Annotated in this window: 15 protein-coding genes; 10 read left to right on the forward strand and 5 right to left on the reverse strand. The window is 57.5% G+C overall.

The window, feature by feature from the left end; all coding sequences use genetic code 11:
• The first annotated feature begins 55 nt into the window (after positions 1-55).
• From UH5x_RS10445 to UH5x_RS10455, 3 genes are all read left to right on the forward strand, one after another.
• On the forward strand, positions 56-2,116 hold the full coding sequence (locus UH5x_RS10445) for a flotillin family protein (RefSeq protein WP_047813174.1): 2,061 nt from the start codon (positions 56-58) through the stop codon (positions 2,114-2,116).
• 2 nt (positions 2,117-2,118) lie between these two features.
• Positions 2,119-7,473, forward strand: coding sequence for a DNA repair ATPase (locus UH5x_RS10450; protein ID WP_482635626.1), 5,355 nt, complete (start codon positions 2,119-2,121; stop codon positions 7,471-7,473).
• A 74-nt stretch (positions 7,474-7,547) separates the two neighbouring features.
• The gene (locus UH5x_RS10455; RefSeq protein WP_482635627.1) at positions 7,548-8,639 is read left to right on the forward strand and encodes an L-threonylcarbamoyladenylate synthase; all 1,092 of its coding nucleotides are present in this window, start codon (positions 7,548-7,550) and stop codon (positions 8,637-8,639) included.
• On the opposite strand, the gene UH5x_RS10460 is transcribed toward UH5x_RS10455, so the two are convergent.
• A complete protein-coding gene (locus UH5x_RS10460) occupies positions 8,633-9,778 on the reverse strand; it encodes a tetratricopeptide repeat protein (protein ID WP_083434787.1) in 1,146 nt (381 codons plus the stop codon). The two genes, UH5x_RS10455 and UH5x_RS10460, sit on opposite strands and share 7 nt — an antisense overlap.
• A gap of 830 nt (positions 9,779-10,608) precedes the next feature.
• On the opposite strand from UH5x_RS10460, the gene UH5x_RS10465 reads away from it, so the two are divergent.
• On the forward strand, positions 10,609-10,779 hold the full coding sequence (locus UH5x_RS10465; RefSeq protein WP_236696126.1) for a hypothetical protein: 171 nt from the start codon (positions 10,609-10,611) through the stop codon (positions 10,777-10,779).
• A gap of 31 nt (positions 10,780-10,810) precedes the next feature.
• Positions 10,811-11,257 (forward strand): hypothetical protein, encoded by a 447-nt coding sequence (locus tag UH5x_RS10470; protein WP_236696127.1) that lies wholly within the window; start codon positions 10,811-10,813, stop codon positions 11,255-11,257.
• Between the two features lie 8 nt (positions 11,258-11,265).
• On the opposite strand, the gene UH5x_RS10475 is transcribed toward UH5x_RS10470, so the two are convergent.
• On the reverse strand, positions 11,266-12,582 hold the full coding sequence (locus UH5x_RS10475; protein WP_047813690.1) for a citrate synthase: 1,317 nt from the start codon (positions 12,580-12,582) through the stop codon (positions 11,266-11,268).
• 936 nt (positions 12,583-13,518) lie between these two features.
• On the opposite strand from UH5x_RS10475, the gene UH5x_RS10480 reads away from it, so the two are divergent.
• From UH5x_RS10480 to UH5x_RS10495, 4 genes are all read left to right on the forward strand, one after another.
• The gene (locus UH5x_RS10480) at positions 13,519-14,268 is read left to right on the forward strand and encodes a response regulator transcription factor (protein WP_047813691.1); all 750 of its coding nucleotides are present in this window, start codon (positions 13,519-13,521) and stop codon (positions 14,266-14,268) included.
• 85 nt (positions 14,269-14,353) lie between these two features.
• Positions 14,354-14,977 carry a superoxide dismutase gene (locus UH5x_RS10485; protein WP_047813692.1) on the forward strand — a complete coding sequence of 208 codons (624 nt, stop codon included), beginning with the start codon at positions 14,354-14,356 and terminating at the stop codon, positions 14,975-14,977.
• Between the two features lie 147 nt (positions 14,978-15,124).
• Entirely contained in the window at positions 15,125-16,135 is a 1,011-nt protein-coding gene (gene fba / locus UH5x_RS10490; RefSeq protein ID WP_047813693.1) for a class II fructose-bisphosphate aldolase, read from the forward strand.
• A 784-nt stretch (positions 16,136-16,919) separates the two neighbouring features.
• Complete coding sequence (locus UH5x_RS10495) at positions 16,920-17,282, forward strand: SpoIIAA family protein (protein WP_482635628.1); 363 nt, start codon at positions 16,920-16,922, stop codon at positions 17,280-17,282.
• A 535-nt stretch (positions 17,283-17,817) separates the two neighbouring features.
• Here UH5x_RS10495 and UH5x_RS10500 read toward each other — a convergent pair.
• The 3 genes from UH5x_RS10500 to UH5x_RS10510 form a co-directional block, all read right to left on the reverse strand.
• Positions 17,818-18,765 (reverse strand): hypothetical protein, encoded by a 948-nt coding sequence (locus tag UH5x_RS10500; RefSeq protein WP_047813696.1) that lies wholly within the window; start codon positions 18,763-18,765, stop codon positions 17,818-17,820.
• A 29-nt stretch (positions 18,766-18,794) separates the two neighbouring features.
• Positions 18,795-20,201: an ArsB/NhaD family transporter gene (locus tag UH5x_RS10505; RefSeq protein WP_482635629.1), complete on the reverse strand. Its 1,407-nt coding sequence runs from the start codon at positions 20,199-20,201 to the stop codon at positions 18,795-18,797.
• Between the two features lie 90 nt (positions 20,202-20,291).
• Positions 20,292-21,263: an alpha/beta hydrolase gene (locus UH5x_RS10510; RefSeq protein WP_482635630.1), complete on the reverse strand. Its 972-nt coding sequence runs from the start codon at positions 21,261-21,263 to the stop codon at positions 20,292-20,294.
• 218 nt (positions 21,264-21,481) lie between these two features.
• Between UH5x_RS10510 and deoC the strand changes: the two genes are divergently transcribed.
• Positions 21,482-22,207 (forward strand): deoxyribose-phosphate aldolase, encoded by a 726-nt coding sequence (gene deoC, locus UH5x_RS10515; RefSeq protein ID WP_482635631.1) that lies wholly within the window; start codon positions 21,482-21,484, stop codon positions 22,205-22,207.
• The last annotated feature ends 61 nt before the right edge of the window (positions 22,208-22,268 follow it).

Genomic DNA, 22,268 nt, shown 5'->3' on the forward strand with positions numbered 1-22,268 from the left:
TTTCCCGGATTCGTCCGTCGAATCATCCCGCGGTCAAACACACGAAAGAACGCTCATGCTGGCTGCTCTCATCACAGATTCCGTCGGTTTAGACGCTTTGATCATCGTCGTCGGAGGACTGTTCCTCATCGGCTTGGTCGTCGCTCTGCTATTCAAGAGCTACTACATCAAGGTCGGCCCCGATCGAGCGATCGTGAAATCGGGTGCCGGCGGCGTCCGAGCCGTGACCGGCGAAGGCATGCTGATCATCCCGCTGATCCAGCAATATGAATTCATGGACCTCACGCTGAAAAGCTTTGAGATCCATCGCCAAGGCAGCGAAGGTCTGATCTGCCGCGACAACATTCGCGCCGACATCAAAGTCGCGTTCTTCGTTCGCGTCGACAAAAGCCCTGAGGAAATGAAAGAGGTCGCTCAGTCGATCGGTGCCAAACGCTGTAGCGAACTGGAAACACTGCGAGAACTGTTCGACGCGAAATTCAGCGAAGCTCTGAAGACGGTCGGCAAGCAATTTGACTTCGTCGATCTCTACGACCAACGCGACAAGTTCAAAGAAGAAATCCTGAAGGTCATCGGCACCGACCTGAACGGTTACCGACTCGACGATGCCGCGATCGATTACCTGGAACAAACGCCGTTGGACATGCTCAGTCCAACCAACATCCTCGACGCCGAGGGCATCAAGAAGATCACCGAACTGACCTCGACGGAGAAGGTCAAGGAAAACCAGTTCACACGTGACAAAGAAAAGACGCTGAAGAAGCAGGACGTCGAAGCCGAAGAAACGATCCTCGAACTGGAACGTCAACGCGTCGAAGCGGTCGAAAAACAAAAACGCGAAATCGCGGAAATCACCTCGCGCGAACAAGCCTCCGCCGCCAAGGTTCGCGAAGAACAACGCCTGGAATCAGAGCGAGCCCGGATCCAAACCGAAGAAGAAATTGGGATCGCCGAAGAGAACAAGTCTCGTCAAATCCTGGTCGCGATGCGAAACAAGGAAAAGACGGATGCCGTCGAACTGGAACGCGTCAATCGCGATCGCGACTTGGAAGCCACCGATCGCATGCGTGTCGTGGGCGTCGCCGAAGTCGAAAAAGAAAAGGCGATCGAAATCGAGAAACGCAACATCCAAGAGGTGATTCGAGAACGTGTCGCGGTCGAACGGGCCGTGGTCGAAGAACAAGAACGAATCAAGGACACCGAAGAACACGCCAAGGCCGAACGTCAAAAAACAGTTCAGATCACGGCCGCACAAATGAAGGCGGAAGAAGAACTGATCCGTCAAACCAAGCTGGCTCAAGCGGAAAAAGAAAGCAGCGAGTTGCTGGCTGAAAAAGTCCGCATCGAAGCCGAAGCCAAACGCGACGCGGCCGAAAAAGAAACCGCCGCCACCAAAATGTTGGCCGAAGCCGAAGTCGCGCAATCCGCGGCAGCTGGCTTGGCCGAAGCTCAGGTCCAAGAAGCCAAAGCCATTTCGCTGGAAAAAGAAGGCCTGGCCGAAGCCAAGGTTTCTCGCGAGAAGTTCACCGCCGAAGCGACCGGGATCACCGAGAAAGCCGAAGCGATGAAGAAACTGGACGGCGTCGGCAAAGAACACGAAGAGTTCAAACTCAAACTCGAGAAAGAAAAGTTCGTCGAAGTCGCAGCGATCGAAGCTCAACGCGGAATTGCCGAAAGCCAAGCGAGTGTCATCGGCGAAGCCCTGCAAGCCGCTCGAATCGACATCGTCGGTGGCGACGGAGAATTCTTCGAACAAATCACTTCCGCGGTCAAAGGCGGCAAAGCAATCGACCGATTTGTCTACAACAGCCAAGTCGCAACCGACGTCAAGAACACATTCTTCGACGGCAACGCGGATTACTTCCGCGATCAAGTCAAGGATCTGATCTCACAGTTCGGCTTGGACACCGACGGCGTGAAAGACCTCTCCATCGCGGCATTGATCGCCAAGCTGATGGGCATGTCCAGCACCGACGATGTCCGGACGCAATTGACCAGCCTGCTCAGCATGGCGGGAACCGCCAACGTTGCCGATCAAAAGGTCAGTCGCTTGCTCACATCCGAGCCTACAACCGTTCCGGCGAAGAAAGTCTCGCCTAACGGGAAGAAGGCCTGATCGTGGCTGAGGACGCTTCCCCCGAAGCGGCTTCGCTGCCCGGTTCCGCTGCTGACGGTGGATCGGAGGCAGGGATTTCAAAGGCCAACACCGCGCAAATGTCCGGTGGCACCTACGAAGTCCTCCGCAACCGCCTCCGCACCGCCGCGGGCGATCTTCGCGATCGACTCGCCAAGCTGAACGAGGACCGTGGCGAAGTCTTCGGAAACATCGAAACGCGACTGCTCGCGACGCAGCGTGTGACCACCGAACACAACTGCGTCCCACGAGACATCGTCTCGATCGGCGACGAGTTTCTGTTCGGATACAACGTTCAGTTCGGCTTGAAAACCGAGATCGAACTGGCCGATGTGTTTTCAATCTACCGCATGGAATCCAATGAGTTCCATGAACGGCAACTCGAACGAATCATGGACGATCGCTTCGTCAGCGATTTCCATGAACTGTATCGGTTCTACAAAGACACCACGTTCCTGCGGTTCTTTGTGTCCGGACCCATCCTGCACATGGTGTTTCGAGTCGGCAAAACCGCTCGCGATATCAAATCGTTCAAATGGCGGCGCAGTCCCGAAGGCCTGCAATACGTCGACAACCGCAGTGATCACGAAGTCCGCTTGCCCGACCAGCACGAATTCCGCTGGCTGCGGACAACGCGCGACATGCATCATTACGGTGAGCACCCGCACATCTCCATCGACGACCGCGTGTTTGTCGAAACAGTGGGCGGTGACCTGACGATCAAAGTTGAAAACAACACCAGCGTCGGCGAAGGCATCTACGCCGAACCGGTCGACAACTTCGATCAAAAACTCGACGACGCAGAAATCCATTATGCAATCGTCGGTCACTTGGTCTTGCTCAAGATCAAACCGTATCAAGAGAACCAATTTCGCTACATCATCTTCAACGGCAAGATCAACCAAGCGATCCGTTTGGATGAGATTCAACACGCCTGCGTGATGCTGCCGGGCGACCAAGGCCTGATCTTCCCCGGTGGCTACTACTTGCAGTCCGGTGAGTTCAAACGCTTCGACCACGGCCTGGTCGACATGCGTTACGAGCGCACGATCAACTCGCCCAACGGTGAAGACAGCTTGTATCTGTTTTCAAATGTCGAAGACGGAACTTACATTCAGCTGCGTTACAACCAAATTCGCCAATCCGTCGACACACCGTTGGTGTGCCATGGGCAAACGTTCTTTGAAGCCGGCGAAATGGTTTGCTTCAAAGGCCAAGACACGCCGCAAAAACACCACGCGATCCAGCTTTGGCAAACGCCCTTCACCAGCGAAGACTACCTGCCCGACAATCAAACCGATTCGTTGCTCTTCAAGATCGGCAACAAAGACCTGGTTCGAGGGATGGCGGAATGCAGTGAACTGCTGCAACTGATTGAAAAGGACGACAGCTACAACGACTTGTACGTCGACCTGTCCAAGAAGTCGGGCGATGTCCTGGACAGTTACTTCTGGATCGACAACGAAGAGACACATCACCTTGCCGAACCGCTTCGCAAAATTCGCGAAACGGCGGGAGCGGCGATCGAAGAATACGAAAAAGTCGTTCGTGTTCGCGAAGCCACGGCCAAGCAAACTCGCCAGGCTCAGTCCGACACCAACACGACGCTGAAAGAGATCGAGCGTTCTCGTTTCACTTCGATCGATCAATTTGTCGCCTCACTCGCAAAATTGCGAGTCCAGCGAGGTCGAGCGATCGCGCTGCGTGAACTTCGGTTTGTGGACGTTGCGATCGTTGAAGAACTGGAAACGATCACCGCCGAGCAATCGGACCGTCTCAGCCGTCGCTGCGTCGAATTCCTGCTCGACGAAGACGCCTTGCAACCGTATCGCGATCGAGTCGGCGAAGCGGAAACCCGCGTTCCCGAGATCAAAGGTGTCTCCCAGGCCAAAGTGCTCGAATCGGAAATCGATCAAGCCGCCGCCGATCTGGAACTGCTGACCGAAACGGTGAGCAACCTGCAAATTGATGATGCGACTCAGCGAACCACGATCATCGATTCCATCGGCGACGTGTTCGCCACGGTCAATCGCGTTCGCAGTGCGCTCAAAAATCGCAAGCAAGAATTGATCGGCGTCGAAGGACGTGCCGAATTCGCGTCGCAGTTGAAGTTGCTCGAACAAACCACGACCGGCTACCTCGACGTTTGCGACACGCCCACTCGCTGCGACGAGTACCTGACCAAAGTCATGGTCCAACTCGAAGAGCTGGAAGGCCGATTTGCTGAGTTCGATGAGTTCATCGAAACGCTCGCCTCTCGTCGCGAAGATGTCTACGGTGCCTTCGAATCGCGAAAAGTTTCGCTGGTCGAAAAACGCAACCGAAGGGCCGAGGCTCTCAGTTCGGCCGCCGAACGGATTCTCAACGGGATCCAGCACCGTGTTTCGAACATGGAATCGATCGACCAAATCGCGGCGTACTTCGCTGGCGACTTGATGGTCGGCAAGATCCGCAGCCTGATCGACGAACTCGATGAGCTTGGCGATGCCGTTCGAGTCGGTGACTTGCAGAGCCGCCTCAAAACCCTTCGCGAAGATGCCCTGCGGGGACTCAAAGATCGCCAAGACCTCTACGAAGAGGGTGGCGATGTCATTCGACTCGGCGAACGTAAATTCGCGGTCAACACCCAACCACTGGACCTGACCACCGTCCTCCGCAGCAATGAACTCTGCTTGCATCTGACGGGCACCCAGTACTTTGATCCGATCCGCGATGAACGCCTGACCGCGGCACGGGACATTTGGAACCAGTCGCTGATCAGTGAGAACTCGGACGTTTATCGAGCCGAGTTTTTGGCGATGGATCTGTTTGAATCCGGGCAAGCCGAATCAATCGAAGATTTGGAATCGCTGAACGCGGCTTGGGTTGCCGAGCGCATGGCGGGACGATTTGATGAGGGGTACGCCAAAGGTGTTCACGACGTGGACTCCGCGATCATCTTGCGAGGACTGGTCGAACTGGATCGTTCGATTGGACTTCTGCGACACGCTCCTTCGCTTCGCACCGCGTCTCAGTTCTGGTGGCAGTGCTTTCTGGACACCACGCAACGCACGCAGATGAAGCACTGGATTGCGGGCTTTGCCAAACTCGCGATCGCCTTCCCTCAAGCTCAACCTGCCGTCGAATTTCGTCAGCACTTGGCTGAACTGGCATCCGAACGCCAATCCGAATGGATGGCTCTGTTTGACAGCGTGGTCACACCGGAACGGATCGCCGACTATTTGTTTGAACAACTGACCATCGCACCGGACCAAGTCGCCATCAGCGGCCAAGCTCATGCGTTGCATGAAGGCTTCCTTCGTTCGCTTCCCGCTTCCGATCAAAAACGTTGGGTGCTCGGCGGGCTGAAGCCCAACAGTTCCTCGCCCATTCACACCTTTGTGCTGGCTCGCAACTGGGCCGATGCGTTTCTTGACAAACGCGCCGCCGGGGACGCAAACGAAACCGGCGATTCACCTCAATGGTACCGAGACGAGTTGGCTTGGATGATCTTCCAGTCCGCGATGGAGGCCAAGAAAACCCCGACGGAGGCTTGCCCCGCCACCGAGGTCATCGACGTTCCAGTCGCGAAGCGTTTGACAGGTTTGGTTGGCAGCCATGCCCGGATCGAGCGTGGCGAAATGCCGCTGCACTACCACGAATTCATCACGCGTCTGCGTGGGTACCGAGAAGATGTGGTGCCGCGATTCCGCTCCCTTCACCAAGCCAAAACTGAGTGCGTTGAGTCAGCTCGTGAATCGATGCGTTTGGATGAATTCAAACCTCGGATCCTCAGCAGCTTTGTCCGCAATCGATTGCTCGACGAAGTTTACCTGCCACTGATCGGCGACAACCTTGCCAAACAAATGGGCACGGTCGGCGAAGACAAACGCACCGACCGAATGGGTCTGTTGCTGCTGATCTCACCACCGGGTTATGGCAAAACGACCTTGATGGAATACATCGCCAGCCGGCTTGGACTGGTGTTCATGAAAATCAACGGCCCCGCAATCGGTCATGGCGTGACGTCGCTGGACCCAGATGAAGCCCCGAATGCCGCCGCTCGCGAAGAGGTCATGCGTTTGAACTTGGCGCTCGAGATGGGCGACAATGTGATGCTGTACCTGGATGACATCCAGCACACACACCCGGAATTGCTGCAGAAATTCATCTCCCTGTGCGATGCGACGCGAAAAATCGAAGGGGTTCGAGACGGCAAGACGCGAACGTATGACCTGCGTGGACGACGAGTCGCGGTGGTCATGGCGGGCAACCCGTACACCGAATCGGGCGATCGTTTCCAAATCCCCGACATGCTTTCCAACCGCGCCGACGTTTACAACTTGGGCGAGATCATTGGCGAGTCGGCCGATGCATTTGAGATGAGCTATCTCGAAAACTGTTTGACCAGCAACGTGACCTTGGCACCGCTTTCCAATGCGTCGCCATCGGACGCGCGAGCGATCATTTCCGCTGCCGGTCGAGACTCAGCCGAGGGCATCGAGCTGGAAGCCAATTTCAGCATGGATCAAATTCGAGACATGTTCGAAGTCACTCGCAAATTGTTGCGAGTCCGTGATGTGGTCCTGCGGGTCAACCGTGCCTACATCCGCTCAGCCGCTCAAGCCGATGAGTATCGCACCGAGCCTCCGTTCAAACTGCAGGGCAGCTACCGGAACATGAACCGGATCGCTGAACGAGTTGCGCCGGTGATGAACGATGCCGAATTGCAATCGCTGATCATCAGCAACTACGAACAAGACGCCCAGACACTGACGACGGACAACGAAGCCAATGTCCTGAAGTTCAAGGAACTGATGGGCATCCTGAATCCGGAAGAGAAGCAACGCTGGGACGCAATCAAGTATGCGTTTGTCGAAAGTGTCCGAATGTCGGGCATGGACGGTGAGGACCAAGCCGCTCAGGTACTGCGTCAGTTGGCATCGATGCGAGATGGCCTGGAATCAATCCGGCAAGTCATCGCCAAAGCCATCGCGATGGAAGATCACTCGGCCGAAGAACGCATGGACTCGCGAGTCGACACGCTGCGACAAACGTTGCTGTCGATGGGCGAATTGATGTCAGGCCGCTTAGCATCCACTGCGACTCAGCTGGAAGCCATCTCACGGCAACAAGTCGCTTCGCCGCCGGACCAAAAGATCCTCGTCCAGCACAAAGTCCCACGCGTGATCGCGGATCTGGTCAAAGGTCAGTTCCACCTGATGCAAGAATGGATGCGTCCGCTGCTGGAGGAATCGATCGACAACAGTCGCGACCTCAGCCGATTGCAGGAACAGATGGACCTGATGCTGAAGACCTTTCGCGACGTCGAAGATTCATTCCAATCGCCCGAAGAATGAGCTGACTTGCCGGGTGTGATGTCTGTCTCGCGGGGATCTTGTCATTCCGCGGGAATGAATCAGACTTCAACGTCATGAATCCCACCGCCTCCCATCCCAAGATCTTGCCTGCCACGCCGGAATCCATCCGGCTGGCCAGCCAAGCCCTGCGCGCTGGGAAATTGGTTGGACTGCCCACCGAAACCGTCTATGGCTTGGCCGCTCGCGGCGACCAACCCGACACCGTCGCGAAAATTTTCGCGGCCAAACAACGGCCCGCGACCAACCCCTTGATTCTGCACGTGGGTGATCCCAGCGCAGTCCAGTCGTTGGTCGTGATCGATTCCGAGATCACGCGTCGCCGTTTTGAAGCGGCCAGTTCCCTGTGGCCTGGACCACTGACACTGGTGCTGCCGCGATCCGAGTCGGTGCTCGACTGCGTCACCGCGGGAGGAGACACCGTGGCCGTGCGTGTCCCCGCGCACCCGGTCGCTTTGCAATTGTTGCGCGAGGTCTCGCTCCCCATCGCCGCCCCCAGCGCCAACGTTTCCAACTACGTCAGCCCGACTCGCCCCGAACATGTGATCGATGGACTGGAACACTCGATCGAGTGGGTGCTCGATGGTGGTATCTGTGATGTCGGTTTGGAATCCACGGTGCTGTCGATTGCCAATCCGAACGCTCCGCCGACGATCCTTCGCGAAGGCGTCGTTTCAGTCGCGAAACTTGAAAGCCTGCTGGGCGAAAACGTGGTCTCGGCCACGACGACCCACTCAGCCGCTTTGAATGCTTCACCTGACACGCCTGCCGCTTCGCCGGGGATGCATCGCAAACACTACTCCCCGAGAACGCCGCTGCGATTGGTTCCGGAACAGAATCGCCATCCATGCTCACGCAGTCCCGATGATTCGAAGCGGGTCCTCCGCATTCAGCTTCGGGGGCCAGCCAAACCGATGGCGGGTTACGCCGACGTTTGGAGCCTGTCACCGTCAGGCGTTCCGCTCGAGATTGCCAATCGTCTGTACGAGACGCTGCGTCGCGCGGATTCGGGTGAGTTTGATCAGATTGAGGTGGATCAATTGGTGACGATCGACTGGAGTCCGGACTGCAATCCCAACCTGCTCGCCGCAATCTCAGACCGCCTGTGTCGTGCAGCCAATCAGGACGACGTGCCGGCGGATCACTGAATCCAAGGTCGAGCTGCATCGGGTTGAGCCGCGATGATGGGCACCGCCGATGTTTCCAGATGGGCGTTCTCCGGGGAAATCATTCCCGGCGGTGTTGCCGACCAGGTCTCCACATTCCATCCGGCGTCGCGAACAGCGGCAGGATCCAATCGCATTGCCTGAGCCAACCAGGTCTGAGCAATTTGTGGCTGTCCCGTCTCGACCGCAACGGATGCCAACTGCAATCGCGAGGTCGCATCGCTGGGATTCTTTCGTGCCGACGCAATGAAATATTGAACCGACTCTTCGCTACGCCCCAGTTCTCGCATCGCGATGCCTCGCAGCAAATCGGCCGCTCCGGGTCGAATCGCTTCATCCATGTCACCGACAACGTCCGCGTCTTCGCGAATCCGGTCCAGAGTCGCGAGCAAACGGTCGTAACGCTTCTGTTGATGGTAAATCTCGGCGGTTCGCAATTGGACATACGGGTAGTCGGGCTGCAGCGACAACGCACGATGGTACGCCGCCAATGCCTCGTCCTTTTCATTGCGAGCGACCTGACAATCGCCCCACAAGGCCCACAAAGCGGCCCACTCACGATCCGAATCCAGTGCGATTTGACACTGACGCGTTGCTTCGTCGACACGCCCTACTTCGAGGTACATCCGTCCCAACCGCTGCATGTGCTTGGGGTCCCCGGCGGAAAGCTGAACCGCTTTTTCAAGGTGCTCGATCGCATCGTCTTGCTGGCCTTTTTGCCACAAGGACTCCGACATCCCGCGATGTGCCGCGTCGTTGACACTGGAGACGTCGAGTGCCTCGGTGAAAAGTGTTTCCGCAACGGCCCATTCACCTTGGCGCATCGCCTTGAGCCCTTGCCGTGACAGCCGACGGGCTGCGATCGATTGCCGGCTTTCGCCAAATCGACCGATGCCGCGACAACCCATCGAGGTGGGAATGGATGTGAAACACGTCAGCAACAATCCGAGTTGCAGCGTCTTCTTGGAGAACGCAAACACCGTCTCTGGTCTGACCAGACGCGTCCATCGGTTGCATCGCTTGGGATGCCAATCGGTTGGAGGACGCAGGGGTTTCACGCGGTTCGATCCGGAAGAAGACAAGCGGCACCGCCTGACAAACGTGGCGCCACTGTCACGCATAGCAAATTTACACTCCCCGATGCCAGACAACTCGAAAACGCCGTCCAGCTCGCATACCTCCCAGGCCTCGAGGTCGTGCAGTTCTTCAGTCTTGTATTGCCAGCCGTTTGAATCACCCTCGCCTTGGGAGGGTCGAGCGAGGGGAGGGCTCGGCATTGAATCCAGCGCGTAACTCTCCCCGACCCGAGGCGGCCCGCCCCTCCCAAAGAGATCGTGCAGTTTTCAACTGCTTTGCCAGCAGCGTCTTAAGCCCCCCGCCCGTTGGCAACCGGCTTGTCGATTTCGCTGCAGGTTGGCCACTTTTGGCCGACATCCGCAACCTGGACGAGCAAGAGTGCCCATCCTACCGGCGTTCAAACCTCGTGGACGACTCAATCGACAAGCTGCAACGGGAGGGGTCGGAAATCGAGCGTTCAGCGAGATTGCCGGGAGAGCGGCATCACGCGCCGCTTCTCATACCCGGCCCCCTCCCTCGCGTATGCCTGAACGGAGTCACCCCCCAAAACTTCGTTTCGGGAGTGGTTCTCAAAGGCAGGAACCCGCCAAAACGCAGCACCTGAAAACGGCACGGCCTCCCTCCAGGCGAGATTGCTTTCGCCTGCCAATGAGCCGGCAAGGTTTACCAGACCGGAACAGGCGATTGGACCCGCAGCCCTTGCTTCACCGGACCGACCGTCACGACCGAATCGTCAGTGCAAATCGGTGCAGAATCAGCCGATCGATCAGCAACAGCGGAGGTCATCTCGCACGCATTGCGTCGCGGGAATCTTTGCGTGATGGATCGCACCAGAACACGTTGATCGTGCTCGTCTCCAACCGGAATTCACTTGATGTTGCCACATTCGCTTGCTGAATCAGACGCAGAAGCACCTGGAATGTTGCTGGAAGAGCTGGAACGTCGCCAAGACGATGTGCTCGCTCAGCTCGACGACCTCGAAGCGAAACTCAACGAAGTCCTGAGCGGGTTGAAGATCGAGCCTGACACGACGCCACTGGACTGATTCAGGCTGGACCACGAACGATTCTGCCCGCGTGAGCCTCCGATCGCTCGCACAACACACGGTCACGAATCCGAACCTGGCTGATTGGGTCAACTTTTCAGACAGTTTTCCTGAAACGCTGTGCAACGATGACGTAGGCTTCATTATGAAGTGCCACGAACTCGCTGAGAAAGTCTCGCAACTGCGACCCGAACTGTCGCCGACGGACGTCGCGCGCCTGTGCTTGATGATCCTCAATCAAGAGGTCAATCCTTCGCGGCTGGACGACCCGGCAGTTCTAAACTCCGTCTGGCAAAACGTCAGCTTTCGATTCGAAGCGGCCACCGACCAACACGCGGCCGTCTCACACGAATTGGACACCCTGATGAACGACGGCCCGGTCGAGTTCTCCCCGGACCAACTTTGGACGCTGCTTCGGGCCGTCAAGGTCCAAGGTCAAATGCTGGACCTCTACACAAAAGACGTCTCGTTCGCTTAGACCGACGATCAGCGTTGGTCGACGGGCACCACGTCTCGCTTTGTCGCACCCGTGTAGATCTGACGCGGGCGATTGATTCGCGAGGCTGGGTTGGAGTGCATTTCACGCCAATGAGCCAACCAACCAGGGAGTCGACCGATCGCGAATAGAACGGTGAACATCTGGATGGGAATCCCAAGCGCTCGGTAAATCACGCCAGAATAGAAATCAACGTTCGGGTAAAGCTTCCGCTCGATGAAGTATTCGTCTTTGAGCGCCACTTCTTCCAACTTCTGAGCGACCTCGAACAAGGGATCATCCAGATTCAACTTGGCCAGCAATTTGTCACAGCTGGCTCGGATGATGGTCGCTCGGGGATCCGAGTTTTTATAAACGCGGTGACCGAAGCCCATGATGCGGAAGTCGTTCGTTTTGTCTTTCGCCATGTCGACGTATTTCTGAACGTTGCCGCCATCCGCTGCGATTTGCTCCAGCATGTTGACGCAGGCTTCGTTGGCACCGCCATGCAACGGCCCCCACAAGGCACCAATGCCGGCGGAGATCGATGCGAACAGGTTGGCGTTGCTGCTGCCAACCATGCGAACGGTCGAGGTGCTGCAGTTCTGCTCGTGGTCAGCGTGCACGATGAACAGCAAGTTCAGTGCTTCCGCGAAATCAGGATCGACCAGGTAATCCGAGGTCGGTGTCGCGAACATCATGTACAAGAAATTCTCGCAATAATCCAACTCGTTCTTGGGGTACATGAACGGTTGGCCCATCGATTTTTTGTAGCTGTAAGCTGCGATCGTGGGCAATTTCGCGATCAATCGATACATCGAGATCTCGACCTGGCGAGGGTCATTCAGATCCATCGAGTCCTGGTAGAACGTCGACAACGCTCCCACCACACTGCTGAGGATCGCCATCGGGTGAGCATCGCGAGGGAAGCCGTTGTAGAACGACCGCATGTCCTCGTGAATCATCGTGTGTTCACGAATGCCCGAACGGAATGTTTCGATTTCGTCCTTGCTGGGCAAATCACCAAAGATCAGCAGGTAGGCGACCTCGACGAAATCGCAACTCTTGGCCAGTTCTTCGATTGGATAACCGCGATAACGCAGGATGCCCTTTTCACCGTCCAAAAACGTGATGGCACTGCGAGTGCTGCCGGTGTTGACGAACCCGTCGTCCAAAGTGATCACGCCGGTGTCGGCACGCAGACGACTGACATCAATCGCCTGTTCACCTTCGGAACCTTCCAACAAAGGCAACTCAAGGTTGGTTTCCCCGAATTGGACTCGGACAGTGTCGGCTCGTTGAATTTCCAAACTGGAGGAGGAGCTCATGGGCGATCTATTGGATGCAATTTACGAGTGGGCGGGACGTCTTGGGGGCGACAGACGTAGTGTAGCCCTGCGTCCTGCGAGCGACAATCAGCGGACCCCCACATCGACCGCCAAGAACCACCGTTTTCACCCCCCCCTGGAGTTTTTGAGCCGGCAACGTCTCCCGGTTGCATCAAGTCTCCGGATTGGGAACCGAATCGAGGTCATGCAGTTGATCGAAGCCGCTTTTCAGCGGTTTCCGCCTGATGCACCGCTCCCGAAACGCCGTTTTGATTGATGAGCCTTTTCCTCGTTCCCAGGCTCTGCCTGGGAACGCAATGCACGGCAGGCTCCGCCTGCTGAGAAACAACCGGGAGGCAGAGCCTCCAAGACAGTGTGTTCCCAGGCAGAGCCTAGGAACAAGAAAGAAAGGAAAGCCGCTCGTTCACAGGCGGCTTTCGCAAGTGGGAGCCACGCACGCTCCTCGTACCCAGGCTCTGCCTGGGTACGCAATGCACGGCAGGCTCCGCCTGCTGAGAAACAACCGGGAGGCAGAGCCTCCAAGACAGTGTGTTCCCAGGCAGAGCCTGGAACAAGAAAGAAAGGAAAGCCGCTCGTTCACAGGCGGCTTTCGCAAGTGGGAGGCACCGCACGCTCCTCGTACCCAGGCTCTGCCTGGGTACGCGATGCACGGCAGGCTCCGCCTGCTGAGACACAACCGAGAGGCAGAGCCTCCAAGACAGTGTGTTCCCAGGCAGAGCCCGGGAACAAGAAATCCCCCTGGCCCGAAGCGGTCCGCCCCTCCCCAAGGGAGAGTGAAGCAAAACGGCCCGACCTCCATCCGCGACGGCCAGGCTGCCACCGGCGTCTTGGTCGGAACCTTTTTCCGTGTCACAATTTCCCAGGCCCGCTAGGAACCGGGCCCGCGAAAGCACCTTCTAAGGATCAAGGGATCGGATGCGAGCTCACATATTGGTTGTCGAAGACGAGCGGCACCTCGGTGTCGGCATCAAATACAACCTGGAAGCCGAGGACTACCGTGTTTCATTGGTCGAAGACGGCCCTTCTGCCCTGCAACTGATCGAACATTCCGGCAGCTCGATCGATTTGATCGTGTTGGATTTGATGTTGCCGGGCATGAGCGGGTACACCGTTTGCGAACAAATTCGCGAATCGGGCAACATGACTCCCGTTCTGATGCTGTCAGCTCGCACGTTGTCCGAAGATCGCGCCCGCGGGTTCGACGTCGGTGCGAACCAGTACATGAGCAAACCGTTTGACTTGTCCGAACTGATCAGCCGCGTCAAAAACTTGCTGCAAGCCGCCCCCGTTGGCGCGGTGACTCGCACCGCACCCGTGTCGGAAAGCGTGGACTCCATTGCTTTCGGCCGGGTGGAAGCGGACTTTCGAACCCACCAAGTCTCCGTCGACGGCCAGCCCATCAAAATGACCCCGAAGGAACTCCGTTTGCTCCGGTACTTTGTCGAAAATCCCGAACGCGTGATCAACCGCTCCGAGCTGTTGACTCAGGTCTGGGAAATGTCCGGCAATCTGCAGACTCGAGCGGTCGATCAATTCATCGCGAGATTGCGGAAAGCCATTGAACCGTCTCCTGCTGACCCGATTCATTTATTGACCGTGCGGGACGCGGGTTACCGATTCGTTCTCGACCCCGAAACATTGGAACCGGAAACGTCCGCGAATTGACCCGCTCGCCCGCCCCTAGACGGCTTGGTACGCTATCGCGAATCACAATTTTTACTTCCGCCAACCACAAACCCCCACGAGCACCATGGCTTTCACGCTGCCCGAATTGCCGTATGCCTACGACGCCCTCGAGCCGCACATTGACGCGCGGACGATGGAAATCCACCACACGAAGCACCACAATGCTTACGTGACCAAGACCAACGACGCGTTGGCTGGCACCGACTTGGCTTCCAAGTCGATCGAAGAAGTCATCTCCGACCTGTCGGCTGTGCCCGATGACAAACGCGGAGCCGTTCGCAACAACGGTGGCGGACACGCCAACCACTCGTTGTTCTGGACCATCCTGGGCCCCGGCAAGGGCGGCGCCCCCTCCGGCGACCTGGCCGCAGCCATCGACGAAGCCTGCGGCTCGTTCGATGCCTTCAAAGAACAGTTCGCCAACGCAGCTGCCACTCGCTTTGGTAGCGGCTGGGCTTGGCTCTACGTTTCCGACGGCAAGCTGAAAGTTGGCAGCACCGCCAACCAAGACAGCCCGCTGATGGGTGAAGCCGTTGCCGGCATCGCTGGCACGCCGATCCTGGGATTGGACGTTTGGGAACACGCTTACTACTTGCACTACCAAAATCGTCGCCCCGACTACATTTCTGCATTTTGGAGCGTGGTCGACTGGGATGCCGTTGCCACCCGCTTTGCGGCTGCCAAGTAACCCCTGAGCGACCAACTCCATTGACTTGCCAGACCGCTTGCCCCTCCACGGGCGAGCGGTTTTTTCATGCCCTTGCGAAATGGGGTTCCACCGAGATAATTGCGGCTTTCCCACTAAAAACACACGACTTCTCAGGAACTGAACGCCATGCCACTCGTCCCCCTTCGCGTTGTCTTGGATCACGCCGCCGAAAACGATTACGGTGTTGCGGCGTTCAACGTCAACAACATGGAGCAGATCCAGGCGATCATGGAAGCTGCTGATGAAACCGATTCGCCGGTCATCATCCAAGCCTCGCGTGGCGCTCGCGCTTACACCCAAGACATCTACCTTCGCCACCTGATGCTCGCCGCAGCGGAACTGTACCCACAGCTTCCCATCGTCATGCACCAAGACCACGGCAACAGCCCCGAGACCTGCTTGTCGGCCATCGAAAATGGCTTCACCAGCGTCATGATGGACGGCTCGCTGGAAGCTGACGGCCAAACCCCAGCCGACTACGACTACAACGTCAAAGTCACCGCGGAAGTCGTCAAAATGGCCCACGCTCGTGGCGTCAGCGTCGAAGGCGAACTCGGTTGCCTGGGATCGCTGGAAGACGGCGGCGGCGAACAAGAAGACGGTCACGGTGCCGTTGGAACACTGACGCACGACCAATTGCTGACCGACCCCGATGAAGCCCAACGCTTCGTCGAAGAAACCGGCTGCGATGCCTTGGCGGTTGCGATTGGAACCAGCCACGGTGCCTACAAGTTCACCAAGAAACCAACCGGTGAAGTCCTGGCCATGGATCGCATCGAAGCCATCCACGCCAAGCTCCCCAACACGCACTTGGTCATGCACGGCAGCAGCAGCGTGCCACAAGAATTGCAAGACATCATCAACCAATACGGTGGTGAGATGAAGCAAACCTACGGCGTGCCCGTCGAAGAAATCCAACGTGGTATCAAGAGCGGTGTTCGCAAGATCAATGTCGACACCGACTGCCGCATGGCGATCACCGGTGCGATCCGCAAAGTCTTGACCGAAGACAAAGCCGCCTTCGACCCACGTGCGTACCTGAAACCAGCCCGCGCTGCCATGAAAGCTGTCTGCGTCGCTCGCATGACCGCCTTCGGCCAAGCCGGCAACGGTGCCAAGCTGCGTGCGACTCTCTAAGCAGTTGGGAGTGATCGAGAAGACCTGTGAACCGCCTGGGCGTTAAGCAGGTCGGCAGGAATGATCGGGCATCATCATGTGAGCCGTTTGGGCGTTAGCCCCGGTTGGACGTGGGAGCAACGACGCTTACCGAAACAGTCCAAATACCGACCTGTTTAGCCGCCTGTGGATTGAATCAGCCGCAACGCGCTCGCGTCCCGTTCGTCTCCTGCAACCAATCGCGAACCCCGATCGGCCGATCGCTCCATCTGCGAAACGCATCAATCCAAAAGCCTGGAACGGAACCCTCCGCTCCAGGCTTTTTTCATGCGTTCTTGGATCAGTCACAACGCCACGGACGAGCAATCTCTCACGCCCCCAAAGCAGAGCGTCACAGCCGTAGCGAAAGTCGTCAAGACTTTCGATTTCCCCGCCCAACCAAAAGCGAACGAGTTGCGCCACACCAGTCCTGGAACAGACCACCAAGCAATGGATGTCCACCATCCCTTCAAGCCGAAGGCATGAAAAAAACCAGGGACGAAAAGGGGACGGGGGTCAATTAGAGGCGGGGGACGAAAAGGGGACGGGGGTCAATTAGAGGCGTTTTGCTTTCAGCGCCTTCCTTGTTGTCGGAATGTGGCCCGAAGGTCATGTCGGTCAACGAGTTGCTCGTCTCAGTTGAAGAGGGCCGTTGCCCAACGGCTGAGCGAGCTTTTTGCGCTGGCCAACAACCACTTGTGCCCCTTCGCTAAACTGACACTTGGAAATTCAAATCCAACTTCCATTGATCAGCAGGGAAACCAGCATGTCGTACGAAATCACGGAACTCGCTGACGGCAAAGTCATCGAACTCATCCTCTCTGGCAAACTCACCGGGGAAGCCTACGAGCAGTTTGTGCCGATCGTCGATGCCCAAATCGAACGCTGGGGACAAGTCCGGATGATGGTCGTGCTCACCGATTTTCATGGCTGGGACGCGGCCGCACTCTGGGCCGACACCAAGTTCGCAATGAAACACTTCAGCGACATCGAACGACTGGCCCTCGTCGGCGAATCGAAGTGGGAAGCCGGCATGGCAACCTTCTGCAAACCGTTCACCAAGGCTGCCGTCAAATACTTCGACCACGCGAACATCGAAGATGCCCGGGCTTGGATCCAAGAAGCCTGAGCAGGTTGGCCACTCTTGGCCGACATCCGCCACTCGGACGGGCAAGAGTGCCCATCCCACAGGCGTTGAAATGCCGTTGCCGAATCAATCAACAATCCCAGGAAGGATTGGGTGCAATCATGTGACTGCCGTTTGGGCGTTGGGCTGGGCCATGCGCAAGTTTCATCCCGCAGGAATGAAGAGTGACTTCGCCCCATCGGGGCAGTTCTATTCCAGCCCAGGGCAACGCCCTGGGTTGTGGCGGGACCAAGATTGCAAAGCCCCAACGGGGGCGGTCCTAACGAAGCAGGCTCCCTAGAATGCAGGCCAACACGGTTCTTCACGCGATGTGAATTGGACCGCACCAACCAGCTCTCAATCACAACCCGAAGCGTCAGCGGGGGATCAACAGGCTCGCTGCAATGGCACGCGATCCCTCGCTCACGCTTCGGGTTAGGATTCAATCAACAAGCCGTCACGAGTTTCGACTTGCCTGACAAATCCCCGAAAGTCTTCACGACTTTCGCTACGGGGCTGCAGACCGACCACCAGAAAATCACTCCGCGATCACGTGCCCAGGCACGATCAACAACGGATGCGGGCTGCGACGAAGTCGATCGTTCACAAAGCCTTGGATGAATCGGTCGTCGACTTCCAATGGCATCACCAGCAACTGCTGCGTCGAATCCGAGAGTGGATGCGGCGGTGCGAGCTCGCCGGCTTGTGGCACCAACGCGTAGTTCATCTTCATCTCGCGAGCGGTCGCGTTCATCGCGGCATGCAATTGCGTGTGCGATTGCGCGAGAGCATCACTCAACTTGTCGACGTCAAACGTTTCTCCAGGACGAATCGCTTCCAAAATGCTGCGCACGTTTTCGAAGTGCTCTTTCTCAACGACCAAGTTCAAAGAGACCTCCGCTCCCGGTGCCGCCAAACCAAACGCCCACGCCGCCGCTCGACTCTCGACATCGCATTCACTGCCCGCCATCAACAGGACGCGTTTGCGACAGGTCTGAAAGACTTGATCGGCTCGGCGTGTCACCAAGATCGGAACCGGACACCGCGACAGCAGCACGTCCATCACGGTGCCCACACTGTCCGTGCCGACTCGTTCGAAGGAGCGACCAAACGGGCAGGGAACGATGACCATGTTCACGTCGTGGGTTCGCAACGCCTGCAAGATGACTTCAAACGCCTCGCCTTCTCCTCGCGCGATCGCGCGGCCACCGCTCATTTGACGAGCGGCCTGAATCGCGTCTTCCGTGGCCACATCGGTCGCCTCCGCGCCATCGCGAGCGTCCAGCACCAAGGTCTCGGTATTGAACTCGTCGCGAAGCGTTTTCGCGGTTTCGATGGACGTTGCATCCTGAGGCGATCCATCCAATACCAAGATCACTCGGGCCGGACGAATCGGCGTCAGTGGCGTTGCCGAGCCCACTTTCGCGCGCTCGAACATCCGCATCGCATCATCGACATCACGATCCAAATCGGGTGATTGATCCATTACTCAAGTCGCTCGCTAGAAAAGAAATCTCAGTGGACAGGCAACGTCGGCACCGCCGTGATATCAGGAATGTAACCCTGATGGTGCATCCACATCACGTAGAAAATCGCGCCGATGACTTGCACCACCATGATGCCGCCACCCAGCTTCAAAAACGTGCCCCAACCCACGTGAATGCCGGCCTCCCGTTTCAAAGCGTAAATCGCGATCACGCAGGAAATCGAACCAATCGGCGTTCCGTTGCCGCCCAGATTGCAGCAGATCACCAGCGTCCACCACAGCGGCTCCGCAGGCACGCCGGTGTCGCCACCTGAAACGTCTTGGACGATCGGAATCAGGGTCGCCGCGACCGGGATGTTGTCGACGATCGAACTCGCCACCGCGGAAAAACCGCCCATCAATGGCACCAGCAACTCAATCCGATTGTCGGACACCATCACGACTTGCTGCGCCACCCATTTCAACGCCCCGGTGTGCTTCACACAGCCGATGATGATGAACAACCCCATGAAGAACAAAATCACGGTCCAGTTCACCTTGCCAATCGCGTCCTCGACGCCTTTGCCAGAGAACAGCAAGGCGGCGGTGGCTCCCACCATCGCGACAAAATCCATGCCCACGCCCATTGGCTGAGCCAACGCAAAACCAACGACCGTGCCCAACAAGATGAACGTGCTTCGCAGCAAGACGCCTTTGTCCTCCACCAATGCCCAAGGATCAAACCCGTCGATCTGTTGCTTCAGCGCGGCCTTGTCCTCCTCGGATTGCTTCCACGGCAAATCGTTCCGGAAGAACCATCGCAGCCCCGCGATCGCAACGACCAAACTGACCACGGCGTAGGGCAACGACACTCGCAAGAAGTCGACGTAAGGAATCCCGGCTGCGGTTCCGATCATGATGTTCGGCAAACCACTGGCGAACGTCGCGATCGCACCGCTGTTGGCACACACGGCCACCGACAACAACAACGGCATCGGTTTGTAACCGAGCGAACGGCAGATCACCAAAACCAATGAACTCAGAATCAACATCGCCGGAACGATGGTCAGCACGCTGACGAACAAGAACGTGACCACACACAACGTCATGAACAACCGATTCGCTTGGCCTCCCGTCAGCCGCACGATCCACATGCTGATGAAGTGAAACAGCCCGCTTTTGCCAACCACGTCCACCAAAATCCCGGTGCCGATGATGACACCAAAGATGTTGAGATCTTCTTTCAGGAAGTTGTAAACCGTCGGGTACTCAAACAACCCCAGCGAGACGCTCAGGATCACCAGAACCGCTGCACCGCACAGGGCCGCCACCGTTTTATGAAAACGCTCGACCGCCACCCCCACGTAGGTCGCCATCATCACGACAGCGAACAACACCATCACCCAAGCGGGCGCGGACGCAGTGGGCATCTCAGTGAGCGACGCGGCCAACATCATAGAATCACTCCGGAAAGAACTCGGACTCGTTCATGCGGCAGCCTAACGCACGGCCCGAAAGCAACCAACCGCGGATCCCCACCAATCCGATCAACGCAGCTGATTCGAGATTCGCTTTCCAAGTGACCGCATCGCGGTGACTCCCGTCTCAAACTGGCCGGCAAAGTGAACGAAACCGTGCAGCATGTCGGACGCACATTCTCGAGTCACTTCCACTCCCGACGCGTCCAATTTGTCCGCGAGAGCCAACCCTTCGTCTCGCAACACGTCGTACCCCGCCACCAAGACGTGCGTCGGCGGAAACCCACCGAAGTCGGCCTTCAGCAGATCGGCCAACGGATCCGCCTCGTGACAAGCGTCGACATCAAAGAGGTCCGCTCCGTCCCGGCCGAAATAGTTGGCCCAGAACCACTGCATCGTCCGCTTGGTCAATCCAAACCCTGACTCAAATTCGCGGTACGACCCGGAATCGAACGTTGGCGTCACCACGGGGTACACCAACACGGCGTACTTCACCGAGACATCGGGATCGTCTTTGGCGAGCAACGCCACCGCCGCTGCCAAGTTCCCTCCCGCACTGTCGCCCATCACCGCCATCCGGCCCGCATCCAAACTCAATTCCCCCGCCATGTTCGCGATCGCTTTCGTCGCGACAAAGCAATCCTGAACGGGCCCAGGAAAGGGTGCCTCGGGTGACAAGCGATAGTCAACGGACGCCACCACTGCCCCGGAAGCTTCCGCCAAACGACGACACGTTGAATCGTGCGACTCAACATTCCCCAGCACCCAACCGCCGCCGTGATAGAACATGATCACGGGAGCATCGACAGGCAAACCGGTGGGACGATACAGCCGAACCGGCACGGACAGCCGCTGGCCCTCGACAGTGGTTTCCTCCACCAAACGATCCTCGACGGTTTGCATCCTCGGCCCTTCGCCAAAGCTGTCGACCAAAGCAGCAAACCCACGGCGAGCTTTTTCAACACCGAGCTCTTCCCAGCGTGGCGGCTGAGCTTCTCGCAACCAAGCGACGAACGTTTGAGCTTGCGGGTGAAGTGTCATGAATCAAATCCGTCGGGGGCCGTGATGTCCGGCGTATCGTAACAATCCACCTGCTCAATGCACGCCCCCACCGGATCGAGATTCGCGCCAGCGTGTGCATCAACTGCTTTGATTGTGGCTACGTCGCTTGGGCGGTAAGCTTTGGCCGTTTCGACTCCGCCGTTCCATGACTCGAAACACCTCCCCCTTCGCAATCGCTCCACGGACACCCGCTCCCCATGGCTGACTACCAGTACCACGACGTTTCCAAGATGGTGGACCACTCGCTGCTTTCACCAACGCTGATCGAAGCCGACTTGAATTCCGGAATCGACCTGGCGATTGCCTACGAGGTCGCCAGCGTTTGCATCCTGCCGTATTACCTGAAACGCTGTGCGGAACGACTGGCGGGAACCGGCGTGAAAGCATCGACCACCATTGGTTTCCCACACGGTGGGCACACCACGGTGATCAAGAAAGCCGAAGCCGAGCAAGCGATCCAAGATGGCTGCGAAGAGCTCGACTTCGTCGTCAACATCTCGCAGGTCCTCAGCGGTGGCTGGGACTACGTTCAAAACGAAATCGGTGCGGTGACCGAACTGGCGCATGCGGCCGGGCAAAAGATCAAAGTGATCTTCGAGAATTGCTACCTGCAAGACGAACACAAAATCCGCCTGTGTGAAATCTGCACCGAGCTCCAAGTCGACTGGGTCAAAACCTCCACCGGCTACGGCACCGGCGGCGCGACCATGGACGACTTGCGTTTGATGCGAGCGCACTCGGGCGAGAACGTCCAAGTCAAAGCCGCCGGCGGCGTCCGAGACCTGAAGACCCTGCTCGAAGTGCGAGCCCTTGGTGTGACCCGCTGCGGCGCCAGCCGAACCGCTGAGATGCTCGGCGAAGCCCGCCAACAACTCGGATTGCCTGCGATCAACATCACCGCAACCGGTGCCTCCGGCTACTGATCCGTTCGGCTTGGCCGTGGAAGAACAAACGGTCGGGCACCGAACTGGATGTGGCCATCTC

The sequence above is a fragment of the Rhodopirellula sp. UH5 genome, assembly GCF_056839225.1.